Annotated in this window: 26 protein-coding genes; 13 read left to right on the top strand and 13 right to left on the bottom strand. The window is 62.8% G+C overall.

The window, feature by feature from the left end; genetic code table 11:
* The gene (locus tag V7651_RS06080) at window positions 1–1,092 is read right to left on the bottom strand and encodes a citrate synthase/methylcitrate synthase (protein WP_335612589.1); all 1,092 of its coding nucleotides are present in this window, start codon (window positions 1,090–1,092) and stop codon (window positions 1–3) included.
* A 92-nt stretch (window positions 1,093–1,184) separates the two neighbouring features.
* On the opposite strand from V7651_RS06080, the gene V7651_RS06075 reads away from it, so the two are divergent.
* Window positions 1,185–2,336 (top strand): citrate synthase family protein, encoded by a 1,152-nt coding sequence (locus tag V7651_RS06075; protein ID WP_335612588.1) that lies wholly within the window; start codon window positions 1,185–1,187, stop codon window positions 2,334–2,336.
* Here V7651_RS06075 and V7651_RS06070 read toward each other — a convergent pair.
* Window positions 2,317–3,660 (bottom strand): amidohydrolase, encoded by a 1,344-nt coding sequence (locus V7651_RS06070; protein ID WP_335612587.1) that lies wholly within the window; start codon window positions 3,658–3,660, stop codon window positions 2,317–2,319. The genes V7651_RS06075 and V7651_RS06070 overlap by 20 nt on opposite strands.
* Before the next feature lie 208 nt (window positions 3,661–3,868).
* Between V7651_RS06070 and V7651_RS06065 the strand changes: the two genes are divergently transcribed.
* Window positions 3,869–4,099, top strand: coding sequence for a hypothetical protein (locus V7651_RS06065; RefSeq protein ID WP_335612586.1), 231 nt, complete (start codon window positions 3,869–3,871; stop codon window positions 4,097–4,099).
* 67 nt (window positions 4,100–4,166) lie between these two features.
* Here the strand turns inward: V7651_RS06065 and V7651_RS06060 are convergent, their stop codons facing one another.
* A complete protein-coding gene (locus V7651_RS06060; RefSeq protein ID WP_335612585.1) occupies window positions 4,167–4,550 on the bottom strand; it encodes a VOC family protein in 384 nt (127 codons plus the stop codon).
* A 112-nt stretch (window positions 4,551–4,662) separates the two neighbouring features.
* On the opposite strand from V7651_RS06060, the gene soxR reads away from it, so the two are divergent.
* On the top strand, window positions 4,663–5,133 hold the full coding sequence (gene soxR, locus V7651_RS06055) for a redox-sensitive transcriptional activator SoxR (protein WP_335612584.1): 471 nt from the start codon (window positions 4,663–4,665) through the stop codon (window positions 5,131–5,133).
* Here the strand turns inward: soxR and V7651_RS06050 are convergent.
* Genes V7651_RS06050 through V7651_RS06035 form a run of 4 tightly spaced genes read right to left on the bottom strand, consistent with a single transcriptional unit; the run spans window position 5,130 to window position 6,838 of the window.
* Window positions 5,130–5,378: an HNH endonuclease gene (locus V7651_RS06050; protein WP_035538291.1), complete on the bottom strand. Its 249-nt coding sequence runs from the start codon at window positions 5,376–5,378 to the stop codon at window positions 5,130–5,132. The genes soxR and V7651_RS06050 overlap by 4 nt on opposite strands.
* Entirely contained in the window at window positions 5,375–6,262 is an 888-nt protein-coding gene (folD, locus tag V7651_RS06045; RefSeq protein ID WP_335612583.1) for a bifunctional methylenetetrahydrofolate dehydrogenase/methenyltetrahydrofolate cyclohydrolase FolD, read from the bottom strand. The genes V7651_RS06050 and folD overlap by 4 nt, the downstream gene beginning before the upstream one ends.
* On the bottom strand, window positions 6,259–6,540 hold the full coding sequence (locus V7651_RS06040) for a DUF167 family protein (RefSeq protein ID WP_035538287.1): 282 nt from the start codon (window positions 6,538–6,540) through the stop codon (window positions 6,259–6,261). Before V7651_RS06040 ends, folD begins: the two co-directional genes overlap by 4 nt.
* Window positions 6,541–6,544: 4 nt before the next feature.
* Complete coding sequence (locus tag V7651_RS06035) at window positions 6,545–6,838, bottom strand: YggT family protein (RefSeq protein ID WP_035538284.1); 294 nt, start codon at window positions 6,836–6,838, stop codon at window positions 6,545–6,547.
* Between the two features lie 155 nt (window positions 6,839–6,993).
* Here V7651_RS06035 and V7651_RS06030 point away from each other — a divergent pair, with 155 nt between their 5' ends.
* On the top strand, window positions 6,994–8,235 hold the full coding sequence (locus tag V7651_RS06030; RefSeq protein ID WP_335612582.1) for an MFS transporter: 1,242 nt from the start codon (window positions 6,994–6,996) through the stop codon (window positions 8,233–8,235).
* Here the strand turns inward: V7651_RS06030 and V7651_RS06025 are convergent.
* Entirely contained in the window at window positions 8,225–8,596 is a 372-nt protein-coding gene (locus tag V7651_RS06025; protein WP_035538376.1) for a VOC family protein, read from the bottom strand. The two genes, V7651_RS06030 and V7651_RS06025, sit on opposite strands and share 11 nt — an antisense overlap.
* A 59-nt stretch (window positions 8,597–8,655) precedes the next feature.
* Entirely contained in the window at window positions 8,656–9,426 is a 771-nt protein-coding gene (locus V7651_RS06020; RefSeq protein WP_335591146.1) for an SDR family oxidoreductase, read from the bottom strand.
* Between the two features lie 121 nt (window positions 9,427–9,547).
* Between V7651_RS06020 and V7651_RS06015 the strand changes: the two genes are divergently transcribed.
* Window positions 9,548–10,126, top strand: coding sequence for a methylated-DNA--[protein]-cysteine S-methyltransferase (locus tag V7651_RS06015; RefSeq protein WP_051624747.1), 579 nt, complete (start codon window positions 9,548–9,550; stop codon window positions 10,124–10,126).
* Here V7651_RS06015 and V7651_RS06010 read toward each other — a convergent pair.
* The gene (locus tag V7651_RS06010; RefSeq protein ID WP_335612581.1) at window positions 10,123–10,809 is read right to left on the bottom strand and encodes a helix-turn-helix transcriptional regulator; all 687 of its coding nucleotides are present in this window, start codon (window positions 10,807–10,809) and stop codon (window positions 10,123–10,125) included. The genes V7651_RS06015 and V7651_RS06010 overlap by 4 nt on opposite strands.
* A 93-nt stretch (window positions 10,810–10,902) precedes the next feature.
* Here V7651_RS06010 and V7651_RS06005 point away from each other — a divergent pair, with 93 nt between their 5' ends.
* From V7651_RS06005 to V7651_RS05975, 7 genes are all read left to right on the top strand, one after another.
* Window positions 10,903–11,628, top strand: a complete 726-nt coding sequence (locus tag V7651_RS06005; protein WP_335612580.1) for a glutathione S-transferase family protein — start codon at window positions 10,903–10,905, stop codon at window positions 11,626–11,628.
* Between the two features lie 81 nt (window positions 11,629–11,709).
* Window positions 11,710–12,192, top strand: coding sequence for a hypothetical protein (locus V7651_RS06000; RefSeq protein WP_335612579.1), 483 nt, complete (start codon window positions 11,710–11,712; stop codon window positions 12,190–12,192).
* A 79-nt stretch (window positions 12,193–12,271) separates the two neighbouring features.
* A complete protein-coding gene (locus V7651_RS05995) occupies window positions 12,272–12,913 on the top strand; it encodes a hypothetical protein (protein WP_335612578.1) in 642 nt (213 codons plus the stop codon).
* A gap of 73 nt (window positions 12,914–12,986) precedes the next feature.
* On the top strand, window positions 12,987–13,358 hold the full coding sequence (locus tag V7651_RS05990) for a hypothetical protein (protein ID WP_335612577.1): 372 nt from the start codon (window positions 12,987–12,989) through the stop codon (window positions 13,356–13,358).
* 91 nt (window positions 13,359–13,449) lie between these two features.
* Window positions 13,450–14,856, top strand: a complete 1,407-nt coding sequence (gene lpdA, locus V7651_RS05985; protein ID WP_335612576.1) for a dihydrolipoyl dehydrogenase — start codon at window positions 13,450–13,452, stop codon at window positions 14,854–14,856.
* 96 nt (window positions 14,857–14,952) lie between these two features.
* A complete protein-coding gene (locus V7651_RS05980) occupies window positions 14,953–16,158 on the top strand; it encodes a hypothetical protein (RefSeq protein ID WP_335612575.1) in 1,206 nt (401 codons plus the stop codon).
* Between the two features lie 56 nt (window positions 16,159–16,214).
* On the top strand, window positions 16,215–16,661 hold the full coding sequence (locus V7651_RS05975; protein ID WP_335591151.1) for a GNAT family N-acetyltransferase: 447 nt from the start codon (window positions 16,215–16,217) through the stop codon (window positions 16,659–16,661).
* Between the two features lie 3 nt (window positions 16,662–16,664).
* On the opposite strand, the gene V7651_RS05970 is transcribed toward V7651_RS05975, so the two are convergent.
* Together V7651_RS05970 and V7651_RS05965 are read right to left on the bottom strand one after the other, a co-directional pair.
* Window positions 16,665–16,976, bottom strand: a complete 312-nt coding sequence (locus tag V7651_RS05970) for a winged helix-turn-helix domain-containing protein (protein ID WP_335612574.1) — start codon at window positions 16,974–16,976, stop codon at window positions 16,665–16,667.
* Window positions 16,977–16,982: 6 nt separating this feature from the next.
* Window positions 16,983–17,606 carry a hypothetical protein gene (locus V7651_RS05965; RefSeq protein WP_156950455.1) on the bottom strand — a complete coding sequence of 208 codons (624 nt, stop codon included), beginning with the start codon at window positions 17,604–17,606 and terminating at the stop codon, window positions 16,983–16,985.
* A gap of 125 nt (window positions 17,607–17,731) precedes the next feature.
* On the opposite strand from V7651_RS05965, the gene V7651_RS05960 reads away from it, so the two are divergent.
* Window positions 17,732–19,078: an ATP-dependent DNA helicase gene (locus V7651_RS05960; protein ID WP_035538260.1), complete on the top strand. Its 1,347-nt coding sequence runs from the start codon at window positions 17,732–17,734 to the stop codon at window positions 19,076–19,078.
* 12 nt (window positions 19,079–19,090) lie between these two features.
* On the opposite strand, the gene V7651_RS05955 is transcribed toward V7651_RS05960, so the two are convergent.
* Window positions 19,091–19,828 carry an RDD family protein gene (locus tag V7651_RS05955; protein WP_335612573.1) on the bottom strand — a complete coding sequence of 246 codons (738 nt, stop codon included), beginning with the start codon at window positions 19,826–19,828 and terminating at the stop codon, window positions 19,091–19,093.
* Window positions 19,829–19,916: the final 88 nt, after the last annotated feature.

The following is a 19,916-nucleotide window of genomic DNA, read 5'->3' as shown; positions in this document are numbered from 1 at the left end:
TCAGACCAGTTCGGCGGGCTCCGGTCCCACATAGACTGATTGCGGGCGGATAAGACGCCCAGTGAGACGCTGCTCGCGCGCATGTGCGAGCCAGCCAGCTGTGCGGCCTGTGGCAAAGACGGCCGTGAACGCATCCGGCGGGAAGCCCAGCGCTTCGAGCAGGAGCGCGGTATAGAATTCCACATTCACATCGAGGGGCCTGTCTGGTTTGCGCTGGTGCAGGACTTTCAGCGCAGCACGCTCGACGGCTTCGGCCAGTTTAAGGCGCCCCGGTAGCGCGCTCGAGTCGGCGGACATGCGTTTCACCGCAGCTTTCAGCGCGTCCGCACGCGGGTCGCGGACCTTGTAGATGCGGTGGCCGAAGCCCATCAGCCGATCACCGCGATCCAGCGCGTCCTCGATCCAGCTTTCGGCATTCTCGGGCTTTCCGATGCCGTCCAGCATGGCGATGATCGGGCCGGGTGCGCCGCCATGGAGCGGGCCTTTGAGGGCTGCGAGGCCTGCGAGAACCGATGATGTCAGGCCTGACCAGGTGGAGGCGACGACACGGGCCGCAAAGGTGGACGCGTTGAGGCCGTGGTCCGCGACGGTGACGAGGTAGGTGTCGAGGGCAGCTGCCACGTCCGGCGCCGGGATGTCGCCGGTCAGCATGTGGAGCATGTCGGCAGCATGGCCCGCCTTTGCGTTTGGTGCGATAGGGGCGAGCCCTCGGCGGCGGCGCAGGAAGGCGGGCAGAAGCACGGCGGGCGCAGCAAGGAGGCGGAGCGCAGTCGCCATGTCTTCCCCGTCTTCGATACGGGCGGTCAGGACGCGGACGCCGTCCATGGGCGGCAGGGCCAGCAGTGCATCGTCAATGTATTGGGCGAGTGGGTAGACCGCGTCGCGGGCGGCACCGAGGCGAGCGGAAAAGGCTTTCGCATCCGGCAAATCATCCAGCAGGCCTTCCAACAGAAGGTGCGCGACTTCTTCGAAATGTTTCTGGCCTGCGATTTGGTCCAGTGAAAAGCCTTTTATAACAAGGATTCCCTGCGCACCATCTACGGAAGAGAGGCGCGTTTCGGCAGCGATGACATCATCCAGGCCTTGGCTCATTTTGTGGTTCTCCTTTTGATTTTCAGCGTGGAGATCGGCGTGAAATGCTGTATCGTCAATCTTGATCAATATAATCAACGTATGGAGCAGGCATGGCGTGGATCAGTTCGGAGGAGGCGATCCGCCTGCTCGGCGTGCGGCCGCAAACGCTCTATGCCTATGTCAGCCGGGGGCGCCTGGAGGCGCGGCCTGATCCGGACGATTCCCGCCGTTCGCTCTACAGTGCCGAGGATGTGGCCCGGCTGGCGTCGCGCCGGTCCGGACCGATACGGGCGGCGGAGATTGCCGAGGCGTCGATTGCCTGGGGCGAGCCTGTGCTGACCTCGAAACTGACGGTTATTGTTGACGGGCGGCTATGTTATCGGGGCGTGGATGCCATCACCTTGTCGCGCACAGCGACGCTTGAAGAGGCGGCAACGCACTTCTGGGCGGCCCCTTATGCCCCGCGGCGGGACCATTCGGTGGGTATTCCCGGACCATTCAAGGTCCGTTTGTTCACCGCTCTAGGGGCGCGGGCGGGCCATGACGCGCACGCGCGGGGCCGTTCCCGGACCGTTCTGACGGCTGACGCCGCCACCGTGCTGGAAACGCTGGTCGATGCCGCCACAGAGCGGCGAGGCAATGGCGCGATCCATGAGCGGCTCGGCGCAGCCTGGGGCCTCGAGCCCAAGGGCACCGACATGGTGCGCCGGGCGCTGGTCCTGCTGCTGGATCATGAGCTGAATGCCTCGACCTTCTCGGCGCGGGTGGCGGCGTCGACGGGGGCGTCGCTGTCGGCCTGTGCGCTGGCAGGTCTGTCGACCCTATCGGGGCCGCTGCACGGGGGAGCGGTGGCGGGCGTGCTGGCCTTCCTGAGCGAGGCGGAACAGGTGGGCGCGGAAGTGGCGGTGCGGGCGCGGCTGGACGAGGGGCGCGCCCTGCCCGGCTTTGGGCATCCGCTCTATCCGGACGGCGACCCGCGTGCGGCGGAGCTGCTATCACATTTCGACGTGCCGCCGCTGATCAGTGCCGTGCAGGCTGCCGTGATGCGGGAAACCGGCGAGCATCCGAATGTGGACTTTGCCATTGGCGCGATGGCGCAGCACTTTGGCTTTCCGGCGGAGACGGCATTCGGCATCTTTGCCATTGGCCGCTGCATCGGCTGGCTCGGCCATGCCATGGAGCAAATCGAGACCGGATCGCTGATCCGGCCCCGGGCCCGCTATGTGGGCGTAATGCCGACGCCTATTTCGCCATCACATTGACGACGGCGGTTGTCATCGCGGTGACGCCGGTCTCGATGGTTGGCGCTGGGACAGGCGCAAAGAAGGGCGAATGGTTGCCCGGTACTTTCAGCACGTCGAGCGGGGCACCGGTCTCGTCGAACAGAGCCGGGTCATAGACGCCCACACGGAAGTAGACCGAGTTGCTGAAGGCCTTGAGGAATTCACCATAGTCCTCGCTGCCAGTGGTGGGGGCGGCGAAGTAGACCTTGTCGGCTGGCAGTACCTTGCTCATCGCCGCGAGGGTCTTCTCCGAGAGATCCGGATCGTTGAAGACCGCCGTGCCGCCGCTGCGCACGCTGATCTCTGCGTCTGGCGCGCCGGCCATGGCCACGATGGCCTCGGCTGTGCGCTTGACGCCTGCCAGCAGTTTCTCGCCAACGGCCGGCTTGTACCAGCGCACCGTGCCGCGCACGCGGGCAGAGTCCGGGATGATATTGCCAGCCGAGCCGGCCTGGATAGCGCCGACGCTGATGACGCCGAATTCCTGTTCCGGCTTTTCACGGCTGACCACGCTTTGCAGGTCGACGACAAATTTCGAGGCCATCATGACCGGGTCGATGGTTGTGCTGGGACGCGAGCCATGGCCGCCGATGCCGTTGAAGACGATATCGAAGCCGCCGGCAAAGGAGTTCATCTGGCCCTTCACGATCTGCACCGTGTCATAGGCAGACGGACCGACATGGAGGGCAAAGCCATAATCCGGCACGCCAAACTTACCAAAGATATCATCCGCCATCATCTTGCTGGCACCGCCGCCGCCCTCTTCCGCAGGCTGGGCGACGAACATGAGCGTGCCTTTCCAGTCTTTCTTCATGTCGACGAGCGTCTGCGCCGTGGCGAGGAAGATGGCCATGTGGGCGTCGTGGCCACAGGCGTGCATGACGTATGTGTTCTCGCCGCGCCAATCGGTCTGCACCGTGCTGGCATAATCGAGGCCGGTCTTTTCCTGTAGCGGCAGGGCGTCCATGTCGGCGCGCACCATGACGAGCGGACCCTTGCCATTGCGCAGGATGCCGACAAGTCCTGTCTGGCCGATGCCTTCGGTGACCTCGAAGCCGAGCGTGCGCAACTCCGCAGCGATGATACCGGCCGAGCGCGTCTCCTCCAGGCCGAGTTCCGGGTGCGCATGGAAATCCTTGTAGACGGCCACCCAGTCATCAATGTGCTCGGAGACAAAGCTGGCAACATTGGATTTGAACTTGTCATTGATTGGCGCGGCACTGGCGGGCGCGGCGAGTGGCGCAAGGGCGAGCACACCGCAGAGGCTGGTGCGGGCAAGGCGGGACAGGAAAGTCTGGGACATGGCGGCGGCTCCGGTGAGATGTCGGCGGGATGGCGGAAAGACATTAGCCATCCCCCTGATACGCAGCCTGTTCAACAGGATTCGGACTTGGGCCGTTGCAGACGAGGCGTATGCATCCTTTTGGTGCGAGGCCTGCCCTCAACGCGTCAGGGAACTGAAACATGCCGCCTGCGTATGGTTAATTCCAAAGGCTAAAAGGGGCTGCATCATGCGCAGAGACATTCTTTCCACGATACTGGCAGTGATATGCATCGTGTTCATCGTATCGCTTGGCATTTTCTATATTCAGGAAGGCTCTTTCGAAGGCGCAGGCCGGAAGATGGATGCCACGCTTCAAACCTTGCCTGAAGATACGGCTCGCGTGGCCAATGACGTGGCCGACAAAACCGATGAGGTGATCGAGGATATCGCCGACGGCCCGGACGAAAGCCCTTCCTGATCCACGCTGCCATGACAGTGACCTGAATAAAGGCCCGGCCTCCCGAGAGAGACCGGGCCTTTTCCGTTCAGGCATAGGAAAGCACTTCGTATTCGACATTGTCATAGTCGTGGAAATAGAAGCGGCTGCCGGGATTGTACGTCTGGTGGGAGTGCGTGACGAAGCCGGCGTCGAGGATGCGGCGTTCGGCGGCGGCGAGATCATCGACGATGACGCCGACATGGTTGAGACCGCCTTGCGTATTGTAGGTGATCTGGTCCGGTGCGTCTGTTTCACCCGGCGAGTAGAGCGCGATATAGGCCGTGTCCGTACCGACATGCGCGGTCTGTCCATTGTTGATGGACGCGCCTTTCCAGCGCAGGTGCCACCCGAAAATGCGCTCCAGCATGCGGGTTGTGCGGTCAATGTCGCTGACGGTGATGTTGACGTGTTCGAGGGTTGCGGTGGGCATGGGAGACGTCCTTTCGTGCGGGCTTTCAGGCCCCTTTTCCGTGATTGGACGTCTTTGATAATTCCTCAACCTTACTTGAGGTCAAGGTATTTCTTTGCTATTTCCTCGTGCCATGAAAACAACTGATCTCATTCCGATTGGGCAATTGGCGGCGCGCACAGGCGTGGCGGTGTCGGCGATCCGCTTCTACGAGGATAAGGGCCTGATACGGGCGATGCGAAATGCGGGCGGGCAGCGGCGGTTCCTGCGCTCGGACGTGCGGCGGCTGTCCTTCGTGATGATTGCGCAGCAGCTGGGCTTCACCGTGGCCGAGATTGGCGAACTGCTGTCGGGTCTGCCGCAGGAGCGCACGCCGACCAAGGCGGACTGGTCGAAGATCAGCGCGCAGTTCCGGGAGCGACTGGATGGGCAGATCGAGCGGCTGGAACTGATGCGCGACCGGCTGGACGTGTGCATCGGGTGCGGGTGCCTGTCGCTGTCGAATTGCGCGCTGTACAATCCGGAAGACCGGGCAGCGCGCCTTGGGCCGGGCCCGCGTTACCTGATGGAGCGCAATGGCGCGGCCAAGGCCGCCGAGGCTTAACCTTTACCCTTACGCTTGTTGCAGACGGCATGGGCAAGCTGGAGGTTTGACTCGTCATCCGGGCCGCCGCGCGCGAGGGCGTGGATGTGGTCGAACGTGGGGCGCTGTTTCTTCCAGACCGTGGCGTGACCAACGGCAAAGCGCGTGGACGGCATGGGCTTGCCGCAGAGCGCGCACTTGCCGCCCTGCGCCTGCCAGAGGCGCTGGAACATCTTGGTTGCGGGGGGCGCGAACTCCTGGCTCAAAGGCTCTCCGGGACGCTCCAGCCGCGCCGGGCGCAGGCGGCCAGCACCGTATTGCGCAGGAGGCAGGCGATGGTCATGGGGCCGACGCCGCCGGGGACGGGCGTGATGTGGCCGGCCACGGGTTCGCAATCGGCAAAGTCTGCATCGCCGACGAGGCGGGTCTTGCCCTCGCCCTTCTCGGGCGCGGGAATGCGGTTGATGCCGACATCAATGAGCGTGGCGCCGGGCTTGACCCAGTCGCCTTTGACCATGTTGGGACGACCGACGGCGGGCACGAGGATGTCGGCGGTGCGGCAGACGGCCGGCAGGTCTGCCGTGCGGCTGTGGGCGATGGTTACGGTGCAGTTCTCGGCGAGGAAGAGCAGCGCGGCTGGCTTGCCGACGAGAATGGAGCGGCCGATGACGACGACGTGGCGGCCGGAGAGATCAGCGCCGAGGGCGCTTTTCGCGAGGATGACGCAGCCATTCGGCGTGCAGGGGCGCAGACCCGGCTTGCCGAGCGTGAGGCGGCCGGCGGAGACTTCGGTGAGGCCGTCGACATCCTTGTCGGGGTCGATGCATTCAATGGCGCTGTGCTCGTCGAGGCCCTTGGGCAGTGGCAGCTGGAGCAGGATGCCGTCGATTGTGTCGTCGGCATTGAGGCGGGCGATCAGGTCTTCGACTTCGGCCTGCGTGGCCGTGGCGGGAAGCTGGTGATGGACGGAGACCATCCCCGCCTCTTCGGTGAGGCGGACCTTGGAGCGGACATAGACCTGGCTGGCGGGGTCTTCCCCGACGAGGACGACCGCGAGGGCCGGCTGGCCCGGCAGCGCCTTGACGGCTTCGGCCACTTTGGCGCGCACCTCGGCGGCGACGCCGGTTCCATCAATCCGCTGAGCACTCATTCCTGCATCATCCCTGCCAGAACAGCCGCCAGATCCGGCGGCCCGTCTATATCGAGGCCTTTTAGCCGGTTCTTGGCGCCCGTCACCACCCTGACGGCAGACTTTGGCAGGCCGAGATGCTTTGCGAGCAGTTTTTCGACGGCCGCATTGGCCTTGCCGTCTTCCGGAACGGCGCGGACGCGGACTTTCAGGTAGGTGCGGCCCGCCGCATCGGTTTCGGGGCCTTCGATCCGGTCGGCGGAGGCGTTTGGCTGCACGCGAACGGTGAGCCGGTGCATCGGGCTAGAAAGGCGCGATCGTGTAGCCGTAGCGGACGATCAGGCGCTGCAGGAAGAAGATGATGAGCAGCACGGCCATGGGCGTGAGGTCCAAACCGCCGAGGGGCGGAATGATCCGGCGGATCGGCGCATAGACCGGCTCGGTAATGCGCTCCAGCCCGCCCCAGATGCTGCGCACGGTGGGGTTGCGGATGGAGAGGACGTTGAAAGCCACAAGCCAGGACATGACGGCCTGCACGATAATGATCCATGTGGCGATGTTCAGGAGGAACAGGACAACATCCAGGATCGCGCGCATTGTAATCTCTCCGGAAACAGGGTGGCTTATAAGTGTCACTTAGGGTGTGTTGGTGAGTGAGTGCAAGGTCACCACTGCCGGTTTACCCTGCGACACGGTTGGCCCGGAACGTGAGCCAGACTAGCTCTGAGTGATCCAATGAAGGGGAATCGGGGATGACAGACACAGAAACGCCCCTTCGCCCGTTGACCCGCCTGCAGCAGGGCATGATTGCCCTCGCCATGGTCGCCATGGGCGCCGGGATGACAATCAACTTTGTGGTTGTGGCTCCGCTCGCGCGAAAAGCCGGACTGGCCCCGATCGAAGTGGCGGGCATCCTGACCTTCTCCTCAGCCCTCTATGCCTTCATGATCCCGGTCTGGGGGCGGCTGGCCGACCGGATCGGGCGCAAGCGCGTCATGGTATTCTCGCTGGTCGCGATGGGCCTTTTGAACATGGCCTTCCTGTTTGCACTGAGCGCCGCGCTGGCCGGCGTGGTGACGGGGCTCGCGGCGTTTTTCCTGCTAGCGTTTACGCGGCTCTGGTTTGGCCTGCTGGCGCCCGGCCTGCAGCCAGCCTCGATGGCGGCGATGACAGATGCAACGACCACGCTGACCCGCGCCGGGGGCCTCGGCATGCTGGGGGCGGCGATGAGCGTCGGGTCGATCCTTGGCCCGGCGGGCGCGGCCGTGCTTGCGCCCTTCGGGGCACTGGTGCCGCTCTGGGGCACGATCATCCTCAATATCGCCGTCGGCATCATCCTCGCTTTCGTGCTGCCGAGGACGCGCAACACACCGCGCGAGTCCAAACGCCCGACACCGCTGGCGTTCAATGACAAGCGCGTGCTGCCGCACCTTGTTTTCCTGTTCATCTATTTCATGGCCATCGGCATGATCCAGCAGACGATTGGCTGGTTCATCGAGGACCGCTACCATTTCGTCGATACGGCGGCGCATACTGCCGGCGAGATTGCCGTGCGCTATACCGGGATCATCTTCTCCTGCCTCGCGGTGGCGATGATCATCGTGCAGTTCGGCTATATCGTGCCGCGCCGGCCCGACCCGCGCAAGATCCTGCCCATAGGCCTCGGACTGGTCGCGCTCGGCTATATCTGCGCCGACACGTTCCACCCTTTCTGGGCCATGTGCGTCAGCTTCCTGATCGCCGGTGTGGGCGGCGCGCTGGCTGTGCCATCCGCCAATGCGCTGGGCAGCCTGTCGGTGGAGCGGCATGAGCAGGGTTCGGCGGCGGCGCTGCTGGCTGCAGCACCGCCGGCCGGGTTTGTGTTCGGACCGCTGATCGGCGCGGGCCTCTATTCCATCGCCGCACCGCTGACGCTTTATGCATCAGCGGGCGTTATGGCGGTGCTGTGTATCTACGCGTTCCTGGTGACGTCCAAGAAGACGCTCACCCCATGATGAAGGCGTTCAGCTTGTTGCCGTCCGGATCGCGGAAATAGGCGGCATAGAAACCGCCTTCCCCGCGCGGGCCGGGAGGGCCTTCGTCGGTGCCGCCCTGTGTGATCGCGATCTTGTAGAGCCGGTGGACCTGTTCCTTGTCCTTCGCCTCGAGCGCTACCATCGTGCCATTCCCGACCGTCGCCGGCTTGCCGTCAAACGGCAGCGTGGCGGCAATGCCTGCGCCGCCGCCCGGCGTGCCCCACGCAATATATGTGTCGGTTTCCATCATGCGGCCCGTGCCCATTTCCTTGGCGATCGCATCATAGAATGCAGCCGCGCGGGCAAGGTCTGACGTGCCGAAAGTTACATATCCAATCATCATCTTTTCCCCAGTTGAGAAAAAGAACATAACATGAACATATTTAAAAAGGCAATCGCCTACATCGCAGAAATGCCGCCATCGACTTTCAGTTCGATGCCGGTGACCAGTTTGGATTCGTCCGAGGCGAGATAGAGCACCGCATAGGCGATATCGTCAGGCTCGCCCACTTTGCCGAGCGGGATCTGGCGGCCGAGCTTGGCGAGGGCTTCTTCCTCGCCGAACATTTCCTTGGTGCGGTCCAGGATCGGCGTGTTGATGAAGACCGGGTGGACCGAGTTGCAGCGGATCTGGCCGCCCTTGGCGCAATGCAGCGCGATGGACTTGGAGATGTGGCGCACGGCGGCCTTGGCCGTGTTGTAGGAAACATAGTTCGCACTGGCGATGATGCCTGCGATGGACGAGATGTTGATGATCGAGCCGAGGCCGTGCGCGCGCATCAGCGGGATGGCGTACTTACAGCCGAGGAAGATGGAGTCGACATCGACCGTCTGCACCTTTTTGAACATGTCATAGTTCTCGTCCTCGACCGAGCCGAGCGAGCCGATGCCGGCATTGTTGACGAGAATGTTTATGCCACCCATTGCCTCATGGGCTGCGTTCAGGACTTCCTGCCAGCGGGCTTCATCGGTGACGTCATGCTGGAACGCGAAGGCGGTGCCCTCGCCATGGGCGGCGTTGATTTCGGCGGCGACTTTTTCGGCGCCCGCGCCGTTCACATCGGTCAACGTGACCTTGGCGCCCTCTTTGGCCAGCATCTTGCCGATGGCTTCGCCGAGGCCCTGCGCGCCGCCGGTGATGAATGCCATTTTTCCCTGAACTCTGCCCATACCTGTTTCCTCTCGTTTTTTTTGATCGCCTTCTCCCTAGCAGCCGAAAGTGATCGGCGCCAAACGCATTCTTTCGGCAAATGCCCTTGATGCCTGATCCATTCGGAGTGATCCTGAAGGCATGACGCAGGGCAATGATCCTGACCGGGCAGAAGCCCATTTCCACCTGTTCGATACGGCCATTGGACCGTGCGGCCTGGCATGGACTTCTGCGGGCCTGATCCAGGTGCAGCTGCCCGAAGCGAGCGAGGCGGCGACAGAAATGCGGCTGGGGCGCATCACGCGCGCGGCCTGGTCTGACAAGCTGCCGGACAATGTGTCTGACTGCGAGGACCGGATGCATGCCTATTTCAAGGGCGAGCCCGTGGCCTTCACCGACATAGATCTCGACATGAGCCGGGTGAATGCGTTCAGCGCGAAAGTCTATACCGTGCTGCGGGATGTGGGCTGGGGGCAGACGACGAGCTATGGCGCGCTGGCGCGGCAGATTGGCGATCCACATGCGGCGCGGGCGATTGGCGCGGCGATGGGCAAGAACCCGTGGCCGCTGGTGGTGCCGTGCCACAGGGTGCTGGCGGCATCGGGCAAGATTGGCGGCTTCTCGGCCTATGGCGGGCGGGCGACGAAACGCAAGATGCTGCAACTGGAACAGGCCGATGCCGACGGCGCGGCGCCGACCTTGCCCGGCCTGTTTGACTAGGATTTGGCACTGCGGCGCTGGGCTTCCCATTTGCGGCGCAGGGTGGTGACGCGTTCGGGGAAGCGGCCGAGCGTTTCGGCCTTGCGCACCCTGTCTGTGCGGAAATGGCGGAAGTCCTGGCGCAGTTCGCACCAGGCACCAATCAGGCGAATATCGTCCCAATAGGCGAGCAGGAAAGGCCAGACGACGCGGCGTGTGACATTGCCCGTCTCGTCGGCATAGTCGAGCGCGAGCTTTGTCTGACCACGGATTGACTGGCGCACGAGGGCGACGTCGAAACTGTCCTTCGGGCGCTCCTTGAAGCTGACAGGCGTGAGGCCGGAATCGACGATGACCGGTTGCAGTTCGCGCGGCACGGCGACGGTGAGCTTGGCGATCAGGTCTCGCGCGCCCCGGGCGAGGGCCGCGTCGCCGCGCGCCGCGACCCATTGCGCACCAAGCACGGCGGCCTCCAGTTCGTCGGCCGTCAGCATCAGCGGCGGCATGTCGTAGCCGTCTTCCAGCACATAGCCGGTGCCGGCCTCGCCGCGGATGGGCACGCGCTGGGCGATCAGTTCGGCCATGTCGCGATAGAGCGTGCGCAGGGAGACTTCCAGCTCTTCCGCCAGCACTTGCCCTGTGACCGGCGCGCGATGGCGGCGCAGGACCTGGATGATCTGGAACAGGCGTTCGGTGCGTCTCATTTTTTAAGGTCCTACTGCCACGCTGCTGACACCATGCTGTCAGCAGCCTTGCCGTATCAAGCCCCTATCGCAACCTTGAGACGGAGACTGACAATGATCACACTTTACGGATGGGGCCCGATGTTCGATTGCCCCTCGCCCAGCCCCTTTGTGATGAAGACCGACATCCAGCTGCAAATGCTGGGCGTGGAATTTGATCGCGCCATTGCCAACCTTGAGGCCGTGTCCAAGCACAAGGCGCCCTATGTGATGGATGGCGACGTACTGGTTCAGGACAGCAATTTCATCCGGGCGCATTTCGAGAAAAAGCTGCACAAGTCGCTTGATGCGGGACTGACCGACGAGCAGCGCGCGGCTGGCTGGGCGCTGGAGCGGATGGTGGAAGACAATCTCGCGGCAGTGATGCGGACGGAACGCTGGCTGAAGGACGAGAATTTCTACAAGGGACCTATCCACTTCTTTGACGGCATGCCGGAACCGGCTTTGTCGGACATGGTGGCCGGGCTGCGTGAAGGCATGGCGGCAACGCAATATGCCGTCGGCATAGGCCGCCATACCGAGGCAGAACGCATGCAGCTTGCCGAATGGGACCTTCAGGCGGTCGCCATTCAGCTCGGCGCCAAGCCCTACCTTTTCGGTGACAAGCCAAAGGCCGCAGATGCCAGCGTGGCGAGCGTGCTGATCAGCTGTGCGACCGAGTTCTTCGACACGCCGCTGACAGACCTTGTGCGCGGCCATACGAACTTGGTTGCCTATATGGACCGGATGAAGGCGACCTTTTTCGCCCGGGCGGTCTGGCCAGCGACCGAAATGGCCTGAACCCATTTGTGGCGAGGTTGCGCCTCTTCCCTTATAGACCTGTGTGTTCCTTGAGGGGGCACACAGGCAAAGAGGGGCGTTGTGGGACCGGGACCGCTGAAATACCTGAACTTCATGACGCAGACCGACAGGTCACGTGTCGTCTATCTGGCGCAGGCACTCGGTGCCGTGATCGCTGGCAGCGTCGTGACCCTGACGCTGGTGGCCATTCTCTTTCCGAACGCGCCCTCAGCGCAATCAGATGAACAGGGCGAGCCGCCGCTGTTCGGCCTGCTCGTTATCTGGCCTGTCGTCTCGACACTGGCGCTCTGGTTCATTCTCTCGATGACACGGCGGGCGACACCGACCTATTGGCATGCTGCAGGCTGGTCGGCGCTTAGCTTCACGTTCGTGTTCGCGCTTCTGGCCGGACCGCAGACAGGACTGATCTTTGCCTGGCCCTATTTCATCTATTCGCTGACATTTCTGGCCTGGCAGCTCAATTCGACCCGCGACGCCCTGTTCATGACCACTTTGCTGCAGGCGGCGGTGATGGCGGTGCCCGCGCTGATCATCAAGCTATAGCGCCGAAACCGCCCATATCGATCAAATTTGCAACATCGTGTTCAGCGGGCATATACCCTGCCCGTGTTAGCGATTGGGGATGCTCCGCAAGCTCATCGCCTCGTTGATAGCTGTCTATGCCATCGCCTTTGCGTTCGGCGCCCTGACGGCCGTGCGCTGGCCCTCGATCATGATGATGGTCAGCTGGATCGTGCATGACGATGTGGCCGCAGGTTTGGAAGCGGTCGACTGGCGCGCGCTCGGCATTGCCTATGGAGCCCCCTATTTGCTGGCCGCACTTTGCTTCTATGCCTCTGCCGCGATGATCGCCGGGCGCCGCCATGGCGGCGTGCTCTGGTATATCATGGGGCTCGCAGCGGGTTTCCCGACCGTCTATCTCGTCCGGTTTTCGGATGGCTGGTGGAACAACCCGACGCCTGCCGAAGGCGCCGTGGCAGGCGCAGGGATTGGCGCGCTGCTGCTGCTGAGCGCTGTCTATGAATTGCGCAAGCGCAAGCCCGTTCGAGTGCCGCTGGCCGAGCCGGCCCCCGCCCCCGCTGCGCAAGCCGTGGCCGTTGCCCCGGCACCGGAGCCGCAGGCAGAGCCCGTTCGCAAACGCCCGGGGGCTCCCAAGCCGACCTTCGTTCCCGCCGCCATCGCCCGCCAGCGCGCCAGCTTTGCCGCGCATGGGCGACGCATGCATGCCAAGCAGAACCGGCCGATCACCATCCGCCTGTTCTAGGGTGAACCTGTTTCTGATTGCGAGCCGAGCGGCTTCGCCATAGCTTGTTCCGGGAGCTTGGGAGGGCACTGCAATGAATATTCGAATCCTGGTCGGGATCGCTCTGGCTTTCCTCTCTGGCTGGCTGCTGTGGCAGGGCCTTTCCGCCGTGATGATGATCACAAGCCGTGGCAGCCCGCTCAGCGATGCCCTGCTGCAGCCGCCAACCAGCCTGGTCCGTATCGTCGCAGCCTGCCTGGTTTTGCTCGGTGCACTTGTTGCTGTTGCCCAGCGCCCCGGCGGTGCCTGGCTTGCCGCAATCGGTACGGTGCTTTTCGCCTTGTTGCCCATCATGATGGCGGCCACAGGCACCGCGTCGCGCCTGTGGGCCGACGAGGCCGTGGTCTCGGTCGTCCTGATTGCTCTCACGGCTGCCCTTTGTGTGATCAAGCGACGAAAAGCCTGACCTAGCGTCAGAGGTCGCATTGATTTCAGAGCCAAAATGCCTAGGTTGCAGGCTCTCGCCCTAGAGGCCCCTTCAGCAAGGCAGAATTCCCATGTCAGAGACCTATGATGTCGTCATTATCGGCGGCGGACCCGGCGGCTACAATTGCGCCATCCGTGCCGGACAGCTTGGTCTGAAGACCGCTTGTATCGAATCGCGCGGCAAACTTGGCGGCACATGCCTCAATGTCGGCTGCATTCCGTCCAAGGCGCTGCTCCATGCGTCGCAGATGTATGCGTCGGCCCAGAACGACTTTGCCGGCATGGGCATCAAGGTCGGCAAGCTCGAACTCGATCTGGCCCAGATGATGAGCCAGAAGGAAGAAGCGGTCGAAGGCCTGACCAAGGGCGTCGAGTTCCTCCTGAAGAAGAACAAGGCCGACTATATCCAGGGTTACGGCAAGATTGTCGGCAAGGGCAAAGTCGAGGTTACGGGCCTCGACGGCAAGAAGCAGACGCTGGAAGCCAAGAATATCGTGATCGCGACCGGATCGGAGCCGACTGGCCTGCCGGGCATCGAGGTCGACGAAGAGCGCGTTGTCACCAATACGGGCGCCCTGTCGCTAACCTCCGTGCCAAAGCGCCTGATCCTGATCGGCGCCGGTGTGATCGGCCTTGAAATGGGCTCTGTCTGGGCCCGTCTCGGATCGGAAGTGACGGTTGTCGAATATCTCGACCGCATCCTGCCGCCAGCCGATGCTGAAGTGGCGAAGGAAGCGCAGAAAGTCTTCAAGAAACAGGGCCTCGATTTCCGCCTCGGCATGAAAGTGACGGGCGTTGAAAAGCTGAAGAGCAAACTGAAACTCACAATGGAACCCGCCAAGGGCGGCGATTCGGAAACGCTGGACGCCGATGTGGTGATCCTCGCGGTCGGCCGCAAAGCCTATACCGAGGGCCTCGGCCTCGAAAACATTGGCGTGACACCGGACAAGCGCGGCGTGATCCAGCCCGTCGACGGCCATTTCAAGGTGGCAGACGGCGTCTGGGCTGTCGGTGACTGCATTCCGGGACCCATGCTGGCGCACAAGGCAGAGGATGACGGCGCGGCTGTCGCCGAGCTGATCGCCGGCAAGGCGGGCCATGTCGACTATAATCTCGTGCCGAGCGTCGTTTACACGAACCCGGAAATCGCCTGGGTCGGCAAGAACGAGGAAGAGCTGAAGGCCGCTGGCGTCGAGTATGTGAAGGGCAAGTTCCCCTTCATGGCCAACTCCCGCGCACGCACGAACCACGAGACCGTCGGCTTCGTGAAAATCCTCGCGGAAAAAGGCACGGACAAGATTCTCGGCGCCCACATGATCGGCGTCGGTGTTGGCGAGATGATTGCCGAGATCTGCGTCGCCATGGAATTCGGCGCGGCTTCGGAAGACATCGCCCGCACCTCTCACGCCCACCCGACCCTGTCGGAAGCCGTCCGTCAGGCAGCCATGGGCGTCGAAGGCTGGACGATGCAAATGTAGGCAGGCATCCCCCCTGGGGGTGTTTGCGCGCAGGCCAAAAGCGGGAATAGACTAAACCCTGAGTGAGTTCAGGGGGACGTCTCAATGATCCGGTGCATGAAATTGACGGGGGCGGCCCTGTGCCTTGCCCTGCTGGGAATGCCTTCCTTGGCGCAGGGGGCGGACCCGCGCGCGCCCGCACCTGCGGCGCCCAATCCCAATGCGATCCTCGCAGAACTGTCGAACGTGGCGCAGATCACGGCCGCGGCGAAGAAGTGCAACTGGACATATCCGATCAATGTGACCGCGTCGGAAGCCATGCTGGCGATCAGAGCGGCGGACCTGAAGGCCATGGTGCCACCGGACGTTCGCGGACAGGTAGACACCGCAGTGGCGCAAGCCACGGCCAGCGTCACCGAGATGGCCTGCAAGCAGGCTGACGGATCGGACCTGCCGCAACAGCACCAGATCACCATGTTTGTGATGGACCAGTACTGGCGCATGATCGCACACGTCGATGTGTTGGGGAGCCTGCGCTGGGGCGAGGTGTTCCATTATACGCCAGCCGAACGCGCGGCACTCGACAAGGAGATCGCGCATATCAAGGAATTCAAGGGCTACGGCTATAATGAAGCCGCAAACCCGCTTGAGACACTGGCCGACAAGACCCAGGGGCTGGCCTGCCGGGAGCGGGCGTCAAATGTCGAACGCTGCCGTCCCGTGCCTGCCGAACTGGAAGGCAGTGCGCCAACCGTGAAGGTCATGATCGAAGTGACCGAATCCTTCGGCAAGGCGGTGGCCGCCGAGAAGATCAAGGAAAAGCAGGCAGCAGCGGCGGCCATCGGCGACGTCACGCAGTTCCGGGTGATCGGTGACGAGACCTGCACACTCGACACGCTGGCCCTGAAATATGGCGACGCGAAAATTCACTCCGTCACGCGGGAAGATACTTTCGGCAGTTCGACGGATACAGTCGCTTTCGTCGAGAAATTCAGGCTCGGAAAACCTGAGCGGGTCGGCTGGATCCTCCTGTACCTCAACACGATGGATTTGACAGGCGATGAGCGCTACTTTGTCCTGGCTCAGGATGGCGGAGAGTGGAGCGAAGAGGATGCGCGGATCGGCGCCGGGGACGTGACCGACCTCTATGCGGCGCAAGTTGCCCTGATTGACAGTCTGCCTGCGTCCGAAAAAGCGGCAGCGACAGAAAAAGCCAAGGCGGCGATCACTGAAACCTATTTCACAAATTTCGTGTCGATGGGTCTAATGCAAGCCATAAACGGCAGCGGCGGCCTGCAGCTTACCCCGTGCACCGCTGACTGATTAAAGCAGGCGCTTGCCGCTGGACGATCTAACGACGCCCGCTTACCCTGCCCCGCATGTACAGACATGCCGGAGCCGGATGGAGCATCAGGCCGTTCACACGGAACGACCGGATCGCGTGCCTGCGTATCTTTCGTGATTGCCTGCGCGCGTTTCCATGGCGGGGCGAATGGCAGGCCTACCTGCCGGTCCTGCAGAACGCCTTTGCGAATGCCCGCGTGCTGGTGGCGGAAGAGCGCTCGGCAGGTATTATCGGATTCCTGACACTCAATGTCTCGACCGGGTATGTGGACCACCTCTTCGTGCATGACGACTGGCGGCTTTGCGGTGTGGGACGCGGCCTCCTGGATGTGGCGCAGAGCGAGGCGGGAAAACCGCTGACGCTGGACGTGGATGCGCAGAATACAGGTGCGCGCAAAGCCTATGAGCATATGGGCTGGCAGGTCGTCGCCGATGCGCGGCCCTTACGGCCCGGCCAGCAAGTGAGGCTGATCAGCCCCTGAAACCTACTCGGCGGCTCGCATGAGCGCCTGCATACGGTCCAGCCAGGCCATCCAGCCTGCACGGCCTGCTTCAGTGAGGAACACGCGCGTCTGGGGCCGCTTGCCGACGAAGCGTTTCTCTATGCGGACATAGCCCGCCTCTTCCAGCTTGCGCAGATGGGTGGAAAGATTGCCGTCGGTGGCGCCGACCTTGTCCTTCAGCTCACCGAAGATGGCAGGACTGACGGAGGTGAGATAGGCCATGATGCCAAGCCTGAGGCGGCCATGGATGACATCGTCGATATCATTGTGGTCGAAGGGGTTTTCGCTGGCCATGGCGGCTTACACAGTCTCCGACGGTTCACCGCGAAGCAGGAGTATGCCGGGCAGGAAAACCGTCAGTCCGGCGACCAGCGCCCCAAGCAGCCAGACCATGTTCGTACCCGTGAGGAAGACGGCGGCGGCAACACTGGCAATGGCGCCCCACCCTGCCAGCGTCAGGACACGGCTGCCGGATATGAGCCCCGAGGTGAGCTGTGACAGGCCATAGGCGCCCAGCACGACCGGAACGGACCAGACGAAGGCATCACTGGCGCCGCCATCAGCAATTGAGCGCAAGATGGCACCGGAGAAAAAGGCAAAAAGCATCATGCCTGCACCCATCCAGACAAGCGACGACACGCGGTTTCCGGTAGAGGCTGCGCCCGGCTTGCTGAGCGGGAAGGTCAGCTGGAGCAGCTTGAAGCCGCCGAAGCCCAGCACGCCATAAGCTGCCCACATCCACGCGAAGGCGATCGGCTGCAGGCCGAACATGCCTTCGGCAATGGCATAATGGCCGAGATAGGCGAGCGTGGTCAGGCCTCCCCACCAGCTGAGGAAACGTCCGCCGAGCAGCGGCGCGTTCTGGCCCGCTTCGGCCATGTCTCGCAGATAGGATAGGTCGTCGGTGAGGGATGAATGGCTCATGAGGAAGGCTCCGATATCAACTTTGAAATACAAAGTAGTTTGCAAATTTTCCAGAGTCAAGCCGGTGTCAGGCTTTACGCGGCCGCGACACTCGCCATGGCGGAAAAAGCCCGTTAAGCGGGGGGATGACCGAGACGCGTTCCGACGATCCTGAAACCCTCTATGCCGCGCCCGCCAAATGGGTGGCCAGCGGCGCCGGGGCCCAAGGCAACCTGTTCCTCACCGGACGCGCAGGAACCGGCAAGACGACCATGCTGCGCAAGTTCCTCGCTGGCGCGGGCGACAAGGCGGTCGTGCTGGCGCCGACAGGCGTCGCGGCGATGAATGCCGGCGGGCAAACGATCCATTCCTTCTTCAAGCTGCCACCGCGCCTTGTGGAGCCGGGCGACATCAAGCGCCTGCGCTCGACACGCCTGATCAAGGCCGTGGAGACTGTGATCATCGACGAAATATCGATGGTGCGGGCCGACATGCTGGATGCCATCGATCGCAGCCTCAAGCTGAACCGGATGTCGAAGCGCCCGTTCGGCGGTGTTCGGATGATCCTGTCGGGCGATCTGCACCAGCTGCCGCCCGTCGTCTCGAACAGCGAAGCACCGATCCTGCAGGACCGTTATGGCGGCAGCTATTTCTTCAATGCGCCGGCGTTCAAGGATGCCGAGTTTGCCCTGCTCGCGCTGAAACATGTGTTCCGGCAGGAAGACCCGCGCTTTCTGGCGCTGCTGGGCGCGCTGCGCACAGGCAAGGTGACGCCGATGGACGAGGCCGTGCTGCGCAGTGTCGTGTCGTCGCGCAGCGCCGTGGATGCGTCCGAAACGCATGTCGTGCTGACACCAAACAATGCCAATGCCAACCGCATCAACCAGGCTCGGCTTGACGGCCTGAAGACCCGCTCGAAAACCTTCTCGGCTGAAGTGCAGGGACAGTTCGAGGAGAAGGCCTTTCCGACCGAAGCCGATCTCGTGCTGAAGGAAGGCGCCCGCGTCATGCTGATCCGGAACGATCCGGAAGGGCGCTGGGTCAACGGCTCGCTGGCGATCGTGGAAGGCTTTTCCGGCAAGGGCGTGATCGTTTCGATTGACGGAAAAGCCTATGAGATCGAGCCGTCAGCCTGGGAAAAATACCGCTACGATCTGGAGCCCGAGACCAAGAAGGTGAAGCGCGAAGTCGTCGGCACGTTCAAGCAGATGCCGCTACGCCTTGCCTATGCCGTGACGATCCACAAGGCGCAGGGCCTGACGCTGGACAAGGTGTTTATCGACTTTGACAGCGGCATGTTTGCCCATGGGCAAGCCTATGTCGCCTTCTCACGCGCGCGGACGCTGGAAGGGCTGGAGATCAGCCGCGAACTGCGCCCGCGTGACCTTGTGCTCGACCGTGACGCGTTCGCCTTCGGCAAGCTCGAGACGATTGAGGATACAGATGCCTATCTGCTGGCGAAGTTTGCCCGCGACGACAGCGCCCTGATCTGAAAAGCGCTGCGCCTAGGCGAAGACCTGCGAATAGGACGGCGCGGCATAAGGCGCCCGAGCGCGCACCATCGTGTTGCCGATGAGGTCATGCACGCAGCGCCGGTCTGCCCGGAACAGGCCGACAGCATAACCGCCACAGAACGGGATCAGATTCACGATCAATCGGCCAAGTGTGTTGCGCATGATGACCGCGCCAAGGGCTGGTTTCTGCCCGTTCGGGTCTGTCACGACCGCGCCGAACATGAGCTTGCCAATCGTCGCCTGCATGCCTGAGCTTTCCAGCAGGGTGCCGTAGAGCGCCTGCGCCAGGAAGCAGACGGCGCCAAACTTCAGTATTTCAATATTGGCGCGGGCCTCTTCGGGCGAGCCGACGTCTGCGCTGGCCAGTGCGCTGATGGCGCTGGTGAGAGACGGCATGAACATGATGCCGACCGGAATCAGGATGAGCAACTCGTCGATGATGCGCGCAGCGATGCGGCGGCCGAAAACGGGCTTACCGGCTGGCTTGCCTTGCGTCTCGCCCGATTGTGACGACGCGTAGGACGGCATTGGAATGGAAGATGGGGCCGCGGGCGCCGCTTGGCCACGCATGCTGCGCTCGGCTTCAAGAAAGGCGCGGGCCTCAGGGCTGAGATCACCTGCGGGATGTGCGGGCGCGCCGAAGACGCCAGCCGACGATGTCACCGCAGGGCGCTTGCCGAAGCTTGGCGCACCTGTTGTGCCTGCTCTCTTTTTACCAAAAGTCGCCATACGGCTGTCCTCCGTTTGCCATCTCCATACACGCAGGAGTTTAGGTTCCGGTGGACTCTAAGGGGGCAATTTTCCGCCCCGTGTTAAG

It is taken from the genome of Hyphomonas oceanitis (assembly GCF_036964545.1).
Lineage (GTDB): Bacteria > Pseudomonadota > Alphaproteobacteria > Caulobacterales > Hyphomonadaceae > Hyphomonas > Hyphomonas oceanitis.
This window is presented reverse-complemented; position numbering and strand designations above follow the sequence as displayed.